10 protein-coding genes and 1 pseudogene are annotated in these 14,635 nt (G+C 67.6%); 4 read left to right on the top strand and 7 right to left on the bottom strand.

Features of this window, described 5'->3' with window-relative positions; genetic code table 11:
• Nucleotides 1–118: 118 nt before the first annotated feature.
• The 3 genes and pseudogenes from ABT147_RS46040 to ABT147_RS46025 form a co-directional block, all read right to left on the bottom strand.
• A pseudogene (locus ABT147_RS46040) lies at nt 119–574 on the bottom strand (IS5 family transposase); the annotation flags it as partial.
• A 336-nt stretch (nt 575–910) separates the two neighbouring features.
• A complete protein-coding gene (locus tag ABT147_RS46030; RefSeq protein WP_351418276.1) occupies nt 911–5,206 on the bottom strand; it encodes a caspase family protein in 4,296 nt (1,431 codons plus the stop codon).
• On the bottom strand, nt 5,203–5,991 hold the full coding sequence (locus tag ABT147_RS46025) for a hypothetical protein (RefSeq protein WP_351418273.1): 789 nt from the start codon (nt 5,989–5,991) through the stop codon (nt 5,203–5,205). The genes ABT147_RS46030 and ABT147_RS46025 overlap by 4 nt, the downstream gene beginning before the upstream one ends.
• A 480-nt stretch (nt 5,992–6,471) precedes the next feature.
• On the opposite strand from ABT147_RS46025, the gene ABT147_RS46020 reads away from it, so the two are divergent.
• Together ABT147_RS46020 and ABT147_RS46015 are read left to right on the top strand one after the other, a co-directional pair.
• The gene (locus tag ABT147_RS46020) at nt 6,472–6,891 is read left to right on the top strand and encodes a hypothetical protein (RefSeq protein ID WP_351418272.1); all 420 of its coding nucleotides are present in this window, start codon (nt 6,472–6,474) and stop codon (nt 6,889–6,891) included.
• 7 nt (nt 6,892–6,898) lie between these two features.
• Nucleotides 6,899–7,716, top strand: a protein-coding gene (locus ABT147_RS46015) for an IS5 family transposase (RefSeq protein ID WP_351418269.1) whose coding sequence is annotated in 2 segments (ribosomal slippage) — nt 6,899–7,241 and nt 7,241–7,716 — 819 coding nt in all. Because the reading frame shifts where the segments join, the coding sequence is not laid out codon by codon here.
• Nucleotides 7,717–7,725: 9 nt separating this feature from the next.
• Here the strand turns inward: ABT147_RS46015 and ABT147_RS46010 are convergent.
• Both ABT147_RS46010 and ABT147_RS46005 read right to left on the bottom strand, forming a co-directional pair.
• Nucleotides 7,726–8,082 carry a hypothetical protein gene (locus ABT147_RS46010; protein ID WP_351418266.1) on the bottom strand — a complete coding sequence of 119 codons (357 nt, stop codon included), beginning with the start codon at nt 8,080–8,082 and terminating at the stop codon, nt 7,726–7,728.
• A gap of 2 nt (nt 8,083–8,084) precedes the next feature.
• The gene (locus ABT147_RS46005; RefSeq protein WP_351418264.1) at nt 8,085–10,910 is read right to left on the bottom strand and encodes a caspase family protein; all 2,826 of its coding nucleotides are present in this window, start codon (nt 10,908–10,910) and stop codon (nt 8,085–8,087) included.
• A 1,331-nt stretch (nt 10,911–12,241) separates the two neighbouring features.
• On the opposite strand from ABT147_RS46005, the gene ABT147_RS46000 reads away from it, so the two are divergent.
• Together ABT147_RS46000 and ABT147_RS45995 are read left to right on the top strand one after the other, a co-directional pair.
• Nucleotides 12,242–12,688 carry a GntR family transcriptional regulator gene (locus ABT147_RS46000; protein ID WP_351418262.1) on the top strand — a complete coding sequence of 149 codons (447 nt, stop codon included), beginning with the start codon at nt 12,242–12,244 and terminating at the stop codon, nt 12,686–12,688.
• Between the two features lie 11 nt (nt 12,689–12,699).
• The gene (locus ABT147_RS45995; RefSeq protein ID WP_351418260.1) at nt 12,700–13,269 is read left to right on the top strand and encodes an HD domain-containing protein; all 570 of its coding nucleotides are present in this window, start codon (nt 12,700–12,702) and stop codon (nt 13,267–13,269) included.
• On the opposite strand, the gene ABT147_RS45990 is transcribed toward ABT147_RS45995, so the two are convergent.
• Together ABT147_RS45990 and ABT147_RS45985 are read right to left on the bottom strand one after the other, a co-directional pair.
• Nucleotides 13,257–13,730: an NUDIX domain-containing protein gene (locus ABT147_RS45990; RefSeq protein ID WP_351418258.1), complete on the bottom strand. Its 474-nt coding sequence runs from the start codon at nt 13,728–13,730 to the stop codon at nt 13,257–13,259. The two genes, ABT147_RS45995 and ABT147_RS45990, sit on opposite strands and share 13 nt — an antisense overlap.
• Nucleotides 13,730–14,497 (bottom strand): helix-turn-helix domain-containing protein, encoded by a 768-nt coding sequence (locus tag ABT147_RS45985; RefSeq protein ID WP_351418256.1) that lies wholly within the window; start codon nt 14,495–14,497, stop codon nt 13,730–13,732. The genes ABT147_RS45990 and ABT147_RS45985 overlap by 1 nt, the downstream gene beginning before the upstream one ends.
• Nucleotides 14,498–14,635 lie beyond the last annotated feature (138 nt).

The raw sequence follows: 14,635 nt of genomic DNA, 5'->3' as shown, positions 1-14,635 counted from the left end.
CATCGCCCGCCTGCACAACCTCACCCTCGCCGGATGACAAAGCAAACAGCCAGGTCAGCAGGCATACCCGAAGCCATTTACGGGACAGCGCTTAGACGACGAGGACTAACTGATCGTTTCAGAATGAGGTTCGCAGGCGGCGGAGGCAGATAAGGCTGCAGGCCATTTCGAGCAGGCCCTGGTGGAGATCGGCGCGTCGTTCGAAGCGGATGCGGAGTCGTTTGAACTGGTGCAGCCAGGCGAAGGCGCGCTCGACCACCCAACGCACTTTGCCCAGTCCGGAACCGTGGGCGACGCCGCGTCGTGCGATCATCGGCTTGATGCCGCGCTTCCACAGTAGGCGGCGGTACTTGTCGAAGTCGTAGCCCCGGTCCGCGTACAGACGCCGGGGCTTGCGGCGGGGGCGTCCTCGCAGACCCCGAATCGATGGGACAGCGTCCAGCAGCGGCAGGAGTTGGGTGACGTCGTGTCGGTTCCCGCCGGTCAGTGTGACGGCGAGCGGGGTTCCGTGGCGGTCGACGATCAGGTGGTGTTTGGAGCCGGAACGGGCACGGTCGACGGGCGAGGGGCCGCTGGACCACTGGAGAGCCTCAGCCGCAACGAGATGACGAGCTCATGGAACGCGCCGGCAGCGAGGCCTCCTTCAGCGTCTCCAGGCGCACCTCCCCGGTCGTCGCCGGAGACGGCGCCGGATCCAAGCGCGCCAGGGCCGACCCTAGGCATTCGCCTCATGGCACCTGAGGAGTTCACCGGTCTGGTCACCGAGCTACTGCCCTAAGGGCCACCCTTGGCGCGGCCCGGCGCGTCATCCAGTGCGGCTATGGCCATGGCGAAGCGACGAAGGGAGGAGGGAGGACACCGGGCCAGTGGTGCAGCTGCACGGCGAGGAAGACGCCGCGGCCTCTGATGGTTAGGTGAGCTCCGTGTGTCCCTGCCGCGTGAAGACTGCTACATCGCGTCCCGTACCTATGACGAGGTATCCGTCGGAAGTCACGGCTACAGGGGAAGGACTGCTTGCAGCGACTAGTCCTGCTGGCTGGTGAGTACGAGCATCCCACACCCGCACCGTCCCGTCGTCGCCGCCGGTGACCACGATGGGAGCGCCGTCCAGGGTCGTGCACGCCACCGCGTTCACCGAGCTAATGTGGCCGGTCATGGGCTGGCCGATGGGGATGCCGGACGCCAGGTCCCACACCCGCACCGTCCCGTCGTTGCTGCCGGTGACCGCGACGGGAGCGCCGTCCAGGGTCGTGCACGCCACCGCGTTCACCGAGCTAATGTGGCCGGTCATGGGCTGGCCGATGGGGGTGCCGGAGGCCAGGTCCCACACCCGCACCGTCCCGTCGCTGTCACCGGCGAGCGCGACGGGAGCGCCATCCAGGGTCGTACACGCCACCGCGGTCACCCAGCCGGTGAGGGCGTTCATGGGCTGGCCGATGGGGGTGCCGGAGGCCAGGTCCCACACCCGCACCGTCCCGTCGCTGTCACCGGCGACCGCGACGGGAGCGCCATCCAGGGTCGTACACGCCACGGCATCCACCGCGCGGGCGTGGCAAGTGAGGGGTGGTCCGATGGGGGTGCCGGAGGCCAGGTCCCACACCCGCACCGTCCCGTCAAAGCTGCCGGTGACCGCAACGGGAGCGCCATCCAGGGTCGTACACGCCACCGCGGTCACCCAGCTGGTGTGGCCGGTCATGGGCTGGCCGATGGGGGTGCCGGAGGCCAGGTCCCACACCCGCACCGTCCCGTCGCTGTCACCGGCGAGCGCGACGGGAGCGCCGTCCAGGGTCGTGCACGCCACCGCCTCTACCCGGCCGGTGTGGCCGGTCATGGGCTGGCCGATGGGGATGGTGGAGGCCAGGTCCCACACCCGCACCGTCCCGTCGCTGCTGCCGGTGAGCGCGACGGGAGCGCCGTCCAGGGTCGTGCACGCCACCGCCTCTACCCGGCCGGTGTGGCCGGTCATGGGCTGGCCGATGGGGGTGCCGGAGGCCAGGTCCCACACCCGCACCGTCCCGTCGCTGCTGCCGGTGAGCGCGACGGGAGCGCCGTCCAGGGTCGTGCACGCCACCGCGTTCACCGAGCTAATGTGGCCGGTCATGGGCTGGCCGATGGGGATGGTGGAGGCCAGGTCCCACACCCGCACCGTCCTGTCAGTGCTGCCGGTGACCGCGACGGGAGCGCCGTCCAGGGTCGTGCACGCCACCGCGGTCACCCAGTCGGTGAGGGCGTTCATGGGCTGGCCGATGGGGATGGTGGAGGCCAGGTCCCACACCCGCACCGTCCCGTCGTTGCTGCCGGTGACCGCGACGGGAGCGCCGTCCAGGGTCGTGCACGCCACCGCGGTCACCCAGCCGGTGTGGCCGGTCATGGGCTGGCCGATGGGGGTGCCGGACGCCAGGTCCCACACCCGCACCGTCCCGTCAGTGCCGCCGGTGACCGCGACGGGAGCGCCGTCCAGGGTCGTGCACGCCACCGCCTCTACCCGGTCGGTGTGGCCGTGGCCGGTCATGGGCTGGCCGATGGGGGTGCCGGAGGCCAGGTCCCACACCCGCACCGTCCCGTCGTTGCTGCCGGTGACCGCGACGGGAGCGCCGTCCAGGGTCGTACACGCCACCGCCTCTACCCGGTCGGTGTGGCCGGTCATGGGCTGGCCGATGGGGGTGCCGGACGCCAGGTCCCACACCCGCACCGTCCCGTCGCTGCTGCCGGTGACCGCGACGGGAGCGCCGTCCAGGGTCGTACACGCCACCGCATTCACCGAGCTAATGTGGCCCGTCAGGGTGTCGCGGAGGGCCGGGGAGAAGCTGCCTCCCGTCGCCCAGCGGGGTGTCCAGCGGTGTTCGGAGATGTGGTGTGTCAGGTGTTGGTGCAGGTCGGTGGCGCCGGCTCGTGCGGCGTCGAGGGCGAGAGCTTGGCGGCGAACCTCTGGAGGGGCGTGGGCGTGGACACCGAGGGACGTGCGGTAGACCGCCGCGGCGAGCCGGGCATCCTCGGTGCGGGCACGATGGAGGTAGGGGGTTAGGTTGCGTGGGGCGGCGTGGACCAGGTACTCGGTCTCGGTGAGGATGTCGTCGAGGCGGCCTGCTGCGGTGGCGTGGGTGGCGAGGTGGTTGCGCGTGTAGGGGTGGGCGCGGGACCAGTCGCGGGTGGCGTCGCTGCGGTAGGGCACGTGCTCGGTGAGGACATCGGTGAAGGCCGCATGCACGGCCTGCTCGTTGATTCCGTCGTGCAGGTGTTCGGCGAGGGCCTGGTGGTAGAGCCGGTAGGCGGAACGGCCGGATTCGGTGGCTTCCACTACGTACGAGCCTGCGGTGTGGCGCAGCCACAGTAGATCTTCGTCGGTGTAGGTGCGGCCGGAGACGGCGGAGGCCAGGGGCGCCCAGATGTCCTCCCAAGGCAGGCCTTGGCCCTCAGCGAACGCCAGAGGGCGCAGCAGGTCGGTGGCCCGTTGGGCGTCGGGGCCGAGGCGGCGGGTGAGGTCGTCGCGCATGGCCTGCCCAGCATGGCGCGGCAGGCTCTGGCGCCAGGCGAGGTCCCGGGGGTCGGCCACGACCTTTTCGGCTGCGGCCAGTGTGCCGGCGGTGATACGGGCGACCAGGAACGAGGTGCCAGCCGCCTCCGCGACCGCTTCCGCGACCGGTCTCAACGCCCCAGGGCGCCCGCGGTAGGGGGAGGTGGGGTGGGCTTCGAGCAGGGTCCGGCCGCTGTAGGCGCGCAGGGCCGCGGGATCTGCGTAACGGGGGGAGTCGAGGTCGATGACCTCGTCGCGGGTACCCGCAGTGCGAGGGGTGATAGCGAGGCGGTCGAGGAGGTAGGGACGGGTGCCCAGCAGCAGCCGGATGCGGCCGTGCGAGTGGTCGATCAACGGTCGCAGGATTCGCGAGCAAAGAGTGTCCGGTGTGGCGGCCTCGTCGAGGGCGTCGATGAGCGGCGTGAACGGCCGCTCGCTGTTCGACGCTTCGAGAGCTTCAAGAAGTTCGCCGACGGTGCTGGCCCGTACCTCGGCCGCAGCGGCGAGGCCGCTCAGAACGTCGCTGTCGGTGAGGTTCTGCGCGTAGATGGCGACATCGACCGCGCCTTCTGCCGGCACCAGGTGGGGCGAGAGGCCAAGCGCGTACACGGGCACGGTCCGGCGGCGTTCCGGGTGTGACAGGGCGGCGATCAGGCCGAGCACGGCGGTCTTGCCCGAGCCGGGCCCGGCGGTGACCACCCGGCAGGCCCCGCTGCTGTCCGCGGCCGGGGCATGAAGCCAGTGGACGAGGTCGGCCAGTGCCGTGTGGCGGCCGCAGAACCACCAGCCCTGGGAGACGTCACCGCTGGGGTAACCCATGGCGCGCATCAGCAGCCGGTTCGTGAATTCGGTCTCGCGCCGCAGAGCCTGCTCGTCGAACTCGGCGGCCTGCTGGACGGCCAGATCCACGTCGGTCAGCCGGGTGCTGTGGCGCGGGTTGGCGAGGAACGCAGGCGGTTCTCCGCTCAGCCCGACCAGGGACAGGCTGATGCGCTGGTAGCCGGGTCGGTCGGGGTGGTCGTTCATCTGCTGCACCACCGCGTTCACCGACAGAGTTTCCGGGCTGTGCCCGGCGGTGGCCCGGTTCCGCACTGCATGCGCGAACAACTTCGGGAAGATACCGGCCTGAGCCTGCTGGCGCGGCTGGGCGGAGGAGACGATCACCACCCCGGAGCCGGTTGCCTGCCCCCATTGGTCGCTGATGCGCTCCAGCGCGGCGGCGGCGAGTTCGTTGCCGCCCTGGCCGGAGTAGCAGGTATCCAGCACCAGCAGCAGGCGGCGCAGCTTGGTATCGCGCAGTATCGCCCGGGCCAGCTCGACGGTCGGCAGCGTCGTGTAGGCGACATCGTCGGGGTCGGTCTCGGAGGTGAACAGGACGTGGTCGTGGCCGTCATCGAGGACCTCCCCATGCCCTGATATGTAGACGGCCAGTAGGTCGTCCTCGCGACGGTCAGGTGCTTTGCAGAACGCCCGTAGCCGGTCGGTCAGTTGCGTCTTGGTGGGATTCAGGCCCAGCGCCGTCTCGTGCCGGTAGCTCAGCTCGTTCGTGAAGACGTCGATGATGCGGTCACGGGCCTCTACCAGCCCCGGTCGGTCCCAGTCGGGGCACTTGGGGTACCGGGCTACGGCCGTGGCGATCAGGAACCGCCGCGGCCCACCCTCCCCCGCACCGCCGCCTGCCACTGTGCTCACGACAAGCCTTTCGCGATCGCCTGCCCGCACAGCTTGTCCGTCAGGTATGCGGTCGCGTCATGCGCGTGTGAGCCGTTGTGCACCCGCACCGAACGCACCGAGTCGCCGAACGCCGGGCGTAGATCCTTCACCAGCGCCACAACGTCGCCGTCATCGACGATGTTCGTCCACACCAGGGCCTCGCCTCCTGGCCATACACCGCGCGTCCCGCCACCCAGCGCGAGCGGAGCTGGCTCGAGCCGCTGCAGGATCAGGTGCGGGATGCCCAGCGGAGAACCGATCGTGACCAGTGCTGTGACCCGATGCCCCGGCCGGGCGCACAACGCCTCATAGGCCACCACCGATCCCAGGGAATGGGCGACCACCACGCGGGTGTCCTCACCGATCGCCTCCGTCACCCGTCCACGGGCCTCGGTCCGCACCTTCGGATCAGTCAGGTAGCGGTGCACCTGCTTGAGGTCGAAAACCATCGCCCGCAGCGCCACCCCGGCGAAGAACCGCGACTGCGACAGCGCCCGCAACGCCGCCTGCACCGACCTCGGCGTCCCCACCAGCGTGTCCGCTCCCGGAGGCACCACCACCGGATCGGTCGCTGCGGCCGCGCGCCACCACTCCAGCAGCAGCTCGCGTTCGAATCCCTCTTCGACGTCGGCAGCGCCGTAGAGGGGCTCTCCCACAGCCAGTAGCTCCCCAGCCGGTCGGAACACGTCCCCGTAGAACGCCATCACCACATCCAGGCCCGCGGCGGCGCTCCCCGCCCCGGCGCGGCGCAGTCCATCGGTCAAGGCGGGCCGCCACCCCCTCAGCAAGGAATCCTCCCCGAGGACCTGCTTGCCGATCCCATGTACCGCCACTACCCGCCCCACACCGTGCCGCTCTGTCATGGACTCACCTCATTTCACCAGGCCGTCCTATTTCAGTCTCCTCCGTTCGTCGCCTGGCCGCTCGGTGACCGCCCGCAGCCGTGCTCGGCCTGAGGGCCGCCACCTCTGGCGTCCTGGCCGCCGTACGGGTTAGTGCCACTCGTCGTCCGCTGCCCTGGTGACAGACGGCCGAGACGGTCGCCATTGGGCGACGAGACGATCTCTGTCGAAGTGCTGGATTGGCTGCGGGAGCAGTGAGGCAGGAGGACGGATCTGCTGGCGTGTGTTCGGGAAAGGGTGGCGCGCTCCCGGGCATCAGCCAGCCCCCAGCTTGCTGTCCCCGCGGGTGGCGTCCGGGATCAGGTACCACCGCGGGTTGCCGACGGCGAGGTCCAAGCAGCAATGACCGGATCGCTCAGCGCGTCGATGTCCTGGGCGGAGGACCAGGTCGTCGTCGAGCTGCGGGTGCCGGAGAGTGACCAGGCCGTGATCCATCGGGTCGAGGGCGTCAGCGAGGCCGCGGCGAGCGTGTTCGCCACGGTGCTGGAGGCGGCCCTGCCCGAGCTGTCGGAGCCCGCCCCGATCCCTCGACGGCGCAGCGCTCGTGACCACGCGCTCTCTGCGCACCCCTCGCACTCCCCTCAGCGCCGGGGAGAAGGTGAAGGGCGTGGCTTGGGACCTGGCAGGCTTCGGCCCAGTCTCACGGCGCTCATCGCCATGGGTGTGTCGGTCGTCAAAGGTGGAGAGCCAGCCATGACCCGCGGCTCAACTCATTCTGAAACGATCAGTAAGACCGTGTCCTACGTGGTGAGGCGTCGTTGACCTCGGTGTGGGGCGGGGTACGTGGAGTTGGATTGTTCCGGACGGGCTGTGGGAGATCGCGAAGCCGTTGATCCCGCCCTCGAGGGTGCGGCCGCAGGGCGGAGGAACGCAGGACACTCCTGATGAGACGCTGTTCGCGGCCATCATCTACGTCCTGGTCAGCGGCTGCGCCTGGCGTCAACTTCCGCCCTGCTTCGGCATATCGAAGTCGACCGCCCACCGTCGGTTCCTGATCTGGTCGAGAGCCGGTGTCTGGGGTCGGCTACATGAAGCCGTGCTGCACCGGCTCGACGACGCCGGCCTCGTCGACGTCACCCGCGTCGTCTTGGACACCGCCCACGTCCGGGCTAAAAAGGGGGCGAACACACAGGTCCGAGCCCCGTGGACCGGGGCAAGCCGGGCTCCAAGATGCACGTCCTGTCGGACGCGAACGGGTTGCCCCTCCTTGTCGGCGTCTCCGCCGGCAACACCCACGACAGCGAAGGGCTGAAGCCCATGGTCGAGGGCCACCAAACGAGACACGACCCCCACCGCGGCCGCCACTTCAAGCCCCAGCGCCTCCACGCGGACAAAGCCTACGACCGAGCCGACCTGCGGAAATGGTTACGTGGCAAACGCATCGGAGTACGGATCGCGCGCAAAGGCATCGAGTCCAGCGAACGATGGGGCCGCCGCCGCTGGGTCATCGAGCGGACGATGTCCTGGCTGTCCGGCTACCGACGCTTGAGCCCTCGCTACGAGCGGGATCCCCGCAACTACCTGGCATTTCTCGGCCTCGCTGCCGCCCTGTGTTGCTACAAACGACTCATCCGCCTCACCAGGTAGGACACGGTCTTAGCGGCGCGGACGCCCGTCTGACCCGGCAGATTCTCGCGTCTTGTTTTCCTGGGGCCAGCCGATGTCTGGGGCGCCCATGAACACGGCTGTGGCTGCCTTGCCGTTCATAGTGAGGAAGAGCAGGAAGAACACGGCCATACCTGCGAGCAGTCCGATGGAGTACCAGCCGAACGTGTCCCCCTGCTGGGGGTCAAACAGGCCCGTCACGGCCCCGCCACCGACAGCAGTAACCACCGTGGCAAGGTCAGAGACGGCTGATCTTTCGGCGCGGAGCAGGGTGCGGTAGGTGATGTAGCCGATCGCGACGCCGAAGCAGAAGGCGCCGACGGACATGACGGTCTGTGAGCTGGCCACAGCTACTCCTGACTGGCCTTCGGCGGCCGCAGCGTGAGGTTGGCGAGGCAGTATGCGGTGTACGCCAGGCCCATGACGTTCCCCCGGCGCAGCATGGCCCAGCGCGTCCCGTGCAGGGCCTCGCCGATAGAGGATCCGTCCAGTAGTCGGGCGAGGAGTTCTTCCATGGCCCAGCCGGCCAGGCCCTGCTCGAGAGTCACTTCGGTGCCCAGAACGCCAGATGCGCCTGCCAACAACGTGAAGGCGGGGACGAAGCTGTTCAGGGTTCCGCTGGTGGTCTCGGCGGTATGACAGCCATTGAGGACGACCAAGGGGCGCCGCCGGGGCCAGTGCGGGTCATCCCACACCGTTCTCGCCCACATGTTGATGTCCAGCGGCTGCATTCTGACCCCGCCCAGGTCGAGGTAGCGGTCAGCGGCGGCCGTGTCACTGCGCACGTCGTAGCCGCAGTGACAGTAGAAGTACACGATGTCCATGGCCTCTGGCCCGAGCGCATTGGCCACTTCCGTACCTGTGGCGGTGGTGAGGCCGCAGCGGGGTGGGCCGTCGGCCAGCCGGCCCAAGTGCGCGGTGGTGAGTTGCTCGTTCAGTGACCCGCCGACCGCGGCCAAAAGCGCGATCTCCTCCGGGTCCCTGGAGACCACCGCCTCCAGATCGCGGTGGACTGTCGGTGGCTGTTCCACCATGCACGACAGGCCCCAAAACCCGTAAGGACACAGCACGTCGCCTCGGTCCCTGTGCTGCTCGCCCCAGGGGCAGACAGGTGGGATGGGTCCGTCCCTGCTTTCGGGCCCGTACTCGCGCACGGCCGGGCACGGCTGGTAGCGGTTGATGTCGCCCCCGACCGGCAGGTCGTACACCATCGACCAGAGCATGGCGTGCTCGTCGAACCGGTCGTCGACGACCTGCAGCAACGGCGGGCGATCTCGCAGTTGGGCTTCATGGCGCAGGAGGGCCGGCAGAGAGAACGCGATCGTCTGGTCACCCCTCGGATTGCTGAACAGTCGGGAATACAACTCGGCGCCCTCGCGGGCCAGACGACGCAGATCCTGCTCGTAGGCGGCGCTCCTCTTGCTGAACGAGGTGTCGTAGCGGGATCGCAGGTGACCGTCGCGGACCTCGATGTGACTGTCAAAGAGGGCCTCGCGGGCATTGAGAGCGGAAGTGTCCGCGGCGCCAGCGCCGATCGCGAACGGATTGTCCAAAAAGCCGACACCGTTGACCACCACCCGCTCCGACGGCGACGACACCAGCAGGGACGCCGTGCGGCGAGCCAGCTTGCCCAGGTCGTTGAACGTCGTGCTCAACCGCCCGACAACTGAAGCCTTCGGCGCCGCGCCCGGCATTGCGACCGGCATCTCCAACTCGACGGCGACGACCGCTGCCGCCTCGTAGTAGATGACTAGTTCGCCCCGGACGATGGCCGGTTGCTCCGGAGTCCGGACTGGAAAGCGGACCCACCTTCGCGGTGCGCAGCCCCTGGCATGCCCGGAACCAGAGCCGGGCTCACAGGCGCAGCGGAAGCTCTCTCCCCTCGAAGGAAGGAAAAAGGGCACCGTCAGGGACCCTTTCATCCCATCCAGCAACAGAGTGGCGCGCAACCACACTCCACCGGCAGGCACAAGCTCCTCAGGCCAAACCGCCTCCTGCTCCTGCAGGAGGCTCGCATTCAGGCGCAGACCAATGTTCAACAAGACCTCATAGTCCGTTGAAGCAGCCAGCTCGAAAACCGCTCCCTCCCCGCCCGCGCGGGCCACGAGTACGTTGACAGACCGCGCCTCGTCGGCCACGCCCGCTTCTCGAGGCTCCTGCCGCTCGGCCGAGTCCCCTCCTACCCTGACCCGACTACGGGCAGGCAACTCCGCCTCGCCGGGCACGTCTGCTGTCGGAGGTCGGAGCCGGCGCCGCCGCCACCGCCGAGGCGGAGCGTCTTGCCGACGAGGCTGGCGCTCACCGTTTCCCTGCGGCGGCTGCGGCGCGGGCTCTGGCAGCGTGAGCGGCGGGGGCATCGCCGGTGGCCGTGGTTGCGGCGGCGCCGGGCTGGCGATCCTGCGCTTGGGGGGCCCGGTGTGCGCGAGGTACATGTCGCCCTGCATGTTGCCGGTGCGGCCTGGCGTCTGGTTCGGGTCCTGCTGCTTGACATGGTCGAAGACGTAGTCGTACAGCTCGTCCAGGGACACCACGCCGTCAGCGTCGAGGTCGGCGTCCCCGGTGGTCAGGCCCTCCACCACCGCGCGGGTGAACACGGAGGGCCGCGACGCGGTGGTCCGGGTGAGCTCGGTGCCCTCGAAGGCGTACTCCATGGAGTTAGAGGCGGTGATCACAGCCCAGCCCCGTCCGGCGCCGAGCTTCTCCCCGGCGAACGACTCCAGCACATCGACGTCCCCCACGGCACGGACCGAGGACGAACCCCGGGAGAAGGCGCCGCCGTACCAGCAGTCGAGGAACAGCACGGTCCGCCCGGCCCGGGTGAGGAACATGTAGTCGCGGACGAACTGCGCCGAGAGCGCCGTCGCCTCCAGCAGCCGGGGATCGGAGTCCCGGGCCGCGAAATACAGGGATCCGGATTCGCCTTTCAGACCGTGGCACAAGAAGTACAGCATCAGCGCGTCCTCGCGCGTGCGCCCGGAAAAGAAACGCTCGATGCCGCGCCGGATGGCGTCCACCCGTTCGTTTCTCAACACTTCCACATCGAAATCACCGACCTCCGGATCGCCCAGGACTTCCGCGAGGGAGACGGCGTCCTGCGCCGATGTCCGCAATTTTCCGAGACTCTGGTCGTCGTACCGGTCATTGGCGATGATCAGCGCATGCCGGGTGGTGGTCATGGCTCACGCCTCGACCGGGGAATGGCGTGCGACGAACAGGTCGAACGCCTCCGACACCTGTTCCGTGCCAGGGGCAGCCGCAGCGTGGGGCGGGTGCCCCGGCAGCGGCCGCGCCAGTCCCGGATGGCGTTCATGACCAGGGACGGCCCGGCGGCGGAGCTGCCCAGGCTCACTAGCAGGGCTCCGATCGTGTGATGTCCGCGCCGCGGGCACCGCAGGACCGTCTCCTCGCCGGTGACCGTCGTGACGTCGTCGACGTCGAACTGCAGCAGTTCCTCACGCAGAAAAGAAAGCCGGTCAGCTCCGCGATGTCCTCGGCTCCTGCGCCTTCCTCGGTCAGGAGGTTTCGCAAAGTGCTTTCCATCGGTGACCCCACGTCTCAACAACAGTTCGTCTGATGTCGCGTCGATGAGTTGCTGCACGTCAACAGGTCCTGGCCGGTAGGCATTGGCCGCAACCACGAAACGCCTCAGCGCCCAGAAGGAGGCCCCTAGCAACACCACGCAGCCGATCCTGTCTTCTAGTGGAGCTCCGGTGCCTTTATGCGTCAGTACCTGAGCTCCGCCCGTAAGGATCGCTTTCGGTGTGAACACTTGGAGCCAGCGCGACAAATCAGAATCTGTCCAGGAACGTTCAGGGTACGTACATCCGATCCAGCCAAGGGCTGCAAGTAGACCAATAGAAATGAGGATGGTCCACCCGCCCCAGAAGCTGGGGTGAGGTACGGGCAATAGTGACTTCCCGGCTCCTGAGCGCTGTCCATGATGGGATGCCATCGCGAGCCTCCATCCCTGCTCAGTCCATGATTACATCTCGATTTGAGCACGCAAATCGATCAAATGTGTCCACAGATGTTTCTTGGGAGAAAATTGAAACGGCAACGTGAGCGGTGATCCCCGATGTGGGTGATGCGGCACCGAATGGCGCTACTTTGGCGGGAGTAAGGCACGCGCTCTCCAGCAGATCGGATCTTGGCCGGGTCGGTCTCCGGCCTTCATGCCGGTCGGGGGCCACAGGTTTTGCGTCCGAGACGCCGGCGATGTTGGCCAGTGCGCTTCCGGCCGCCGAGTAGTCGGACTTGCTGGTCCGGCGGCCCGCTTCTGGAACAGGTTCGGAATGGGTAGCTCCTGTTCGAGCATCCCGACGGCGGTGGGGTCGTAGCGTGCGGAAGCGGACAGCCCGGACAGCCCGCCCTTCACCTGTCCGGGCTCTTGTCGCAGGTCAGTGACGTATCCGGACAGCCGGACAGTCAGGACACTGCCCGTCCGATGCCGTGTTGTGTGCCTCGTGGCACCCTTGGCAGCGAGCGAAGAAGAGTGAGAGGAGTCGAAGTGCCGGAGGCCAGTCCGCGCGGAACCTACCTGGTCATTGCGGAGGCACTGCGAAGCGAGATTCAGGCACAGGGAGGCATGGAGACGTTGCCGTCGGAGGCAGACCTGATGGACTCGCACCGAGTCTCTCGGAACACGATCCGTCGTGCGCTCAAGGTTCTCGAAGCTGACGGGGTTGTTGAGTCCGCTCCCGGCATCGGGTGGCGCGTGGTCCGGGGAGGCGACCGCCGGTCGCTCGCGGAGCGCATGACGGACGTGATCCAAGAAGACTCCCTGTCGGTCGGTGACGCGTACCCGTCCGAATCGAAGCTGTGTGAGCGGTTCGGAGCCTCCCGGACCGCGGTGCGCCGAGTCCTCGCCCAGATGGAGGGAAACGGGGTGCTTGCCACCGTGCACGGCAAGGGACGAACCGTGTGTGCACTCCCGGCTCACACCGCCCGGTCGTAGTCTTGGCCGTCATGGGACTGACTGAGTGGGCGTACGCGCTCTCTGAATCGCTGCTTTCCGATCCGCTCCCGCGTCGATGGGCGCACTCCCTCGGGGTGGCCAAGCGTGCTCGCTCTCTGGGCCCCATCCTGGGAGGCGACGCGGAGTTGTTGGAGGCCGCCGCCGTGCTGCATGACATCGGCTACTCGCCAGCCATTGCCGCTACGGGCTTCCACCCCTTGGACGGCGCGCGGTTCCTCAGAGATCAGGAAGGTGCGGACGAACGGGTTGTTCGTCTTGTGGCGCATCACTCCTGTGCCTTGCTCGAAGCGGAGGAACGCGGGCTTCGTCGGGAACTTGAGAGCGAGTTCGAGCTAGAGCGCCCCGACCTGGTCGACGCCTTGCTCTACTGCGACATGACGACGACGCCGGACGGCACGCAGACAACGCCGGCGGCGCGACTGGATGAGATCGTGCAGAGGTACGGCCCGGACACCATCGTCGGGCGGTTCATTCAACGCGCAGCCCCCGAGATCCATGCAGCGTCGAAGCGCGTCGGGGACCGGATGGCCGACGTTTCCGTCGGTGGTCAGCCGATGTAGGGTTCCCGCCGCGCGTCATCAAGACCGTGCCGGATACGAAGCATCATCGAAGGGTGGATATCCAGCCCGTCAAGGTCCGCCGGGTCAATCCAGCGGACCTCTTTCGATTCGCTACTAGTGCGCAGCGAACCGCCGACCGAGTGGGCCCGGAAACAGATGGAGAACTGTTGCCGGACTTCACCGTCGTCGTACGCCAACACGTGCTCGGGGTCGGTATAGAGCCCGACGATGTTGTCTACCTCGACGTCGATACCGGTCTCTTCCCGGACCTCACGAACAACCGTGTCCGCGATGCGCTCGCCGATATCGTGGCCACCACCGGGCAGGGCCCAAAGGTCATTGTCGGTCTTGTGGATGAGCAACAGTTTCCCCGCATCGTCGCGGACAACTGCCGTCACCGAGGGGACCACCGAATTGGCCTTAGGCGCGTTCGGGTCGCGGAAGTAGTCAATGCGGCTCATCAGTGTGTGCCTTCCCAATCGTCGGGTGACGAGATCGGACGGGCCGACTGCCACACCTTTTCAACGCTCTCAGCGTAGGCGTCGAAGAGTTCACCGCCGGGCACGCGTTGCAGATGGAGCACGGGAGCCAAGTAGGCGCCGACTCCGTAGAGGTGGCCGTTCGCCAGCATCTCGTCATCGGCCCGGTAGATCGAGTTGTAGAGCGTGGTGCCGTGCAAGCGGAACTCGACACCGGAGAGGCCAAAGAGCGGGCCGTAGTTGATGAGGGCGTTGCGAATCTTGCCCGCCATCGCAGCGCCGATGCCTTCGTCGTCGCCCCGTACGGCTACGGCTGGCGAGTCTGGCTCTCCCAGCATGAGGCGGATGGGGACTCCGTCAGCCGACTTCTCTTTCACGATGCGGTGAAACTTCGGGTCTTCGGTGAGCCAAAACCCCGAGTACACCAGAAGGTCAAACTGGCGGGTCGCTTTGGAGTACAGGTTCGTCCAAAGGGTCTGCATCACGACGGACCGGTGCGGATACAGCCTCACCAACTCCGCGTTGCCGGTGGCGGTCACTTCAGCTGACGTTCGTTCGTCCGGCCAGAGGTACGAGACTTCGCACTTCAGAAGTGAGGCGGTCGCGTACTGGAAGCGCCGATACGGCTTGCGGTCTGGGTCATTGATCCAGCGTTCGACCGTCTTGGCCGCGACACCGAGCCGTTCAGCGACCTCGTCAAGAGTCAGGCCCAGGTCGACTATCGCGCCACGCAGTCGCTCGTTCGCCACGTCCAACCTCCGCTCACTCGGGACGACTTGGTACGACTTCACGCTAAGCGCTGTCCCGTAAATGGCTTCGGGTATGCCTGCTGACCTGGCTGTTTGCTTTGTCATCCGGCGAGGGTGAGGTTGTGCAGGCGGGCGATG

Source organism: Streptomyces sp. NPDC001868, from assembly GCF_040297125.1.
Taxonomy (GTDB): Bacteria; Actinomycetota; Actinomycetes; order Streptomycetales; family Streptomycetaceae; genus Streptomyces.
This window is presented reverse-complemented; position numbering and strand designations above follow the sequence as displayed.

Excerpts from the sequence above, each read along its gene's own strand:
- ABT147_RS45990 (WP_351418258.1), bottom strand. The coding sequence starts at position 13,730 with ATGAGCCGCATTGACTACTTCCGCGACCCGAACGCGCCTAAGGCCAAT.
- ABT147_RS46005 (WP_351418264.1), bottom strand. The coding sequence starts at position 10,910 with ATGACCACCACCCGGCATGCGCTGATCATCGCCAATGACCGGTACGAC.
- ABT147_RS45995 (WP_351418260.1), top strand. The coding sequence starts at position 12,700 with ATGGGACTGACTGAGTGGGCGTACGCGCTCTCTGAATCGCTGCTTTCC.
- ABT147_RS46020 (WP_351418272.1), top strand. The coding sequence starts at position 6,472 with ATGACCGGATCGCTCAGCGCGTCGATGTCCTGGGCGGAGGACCAGGTC.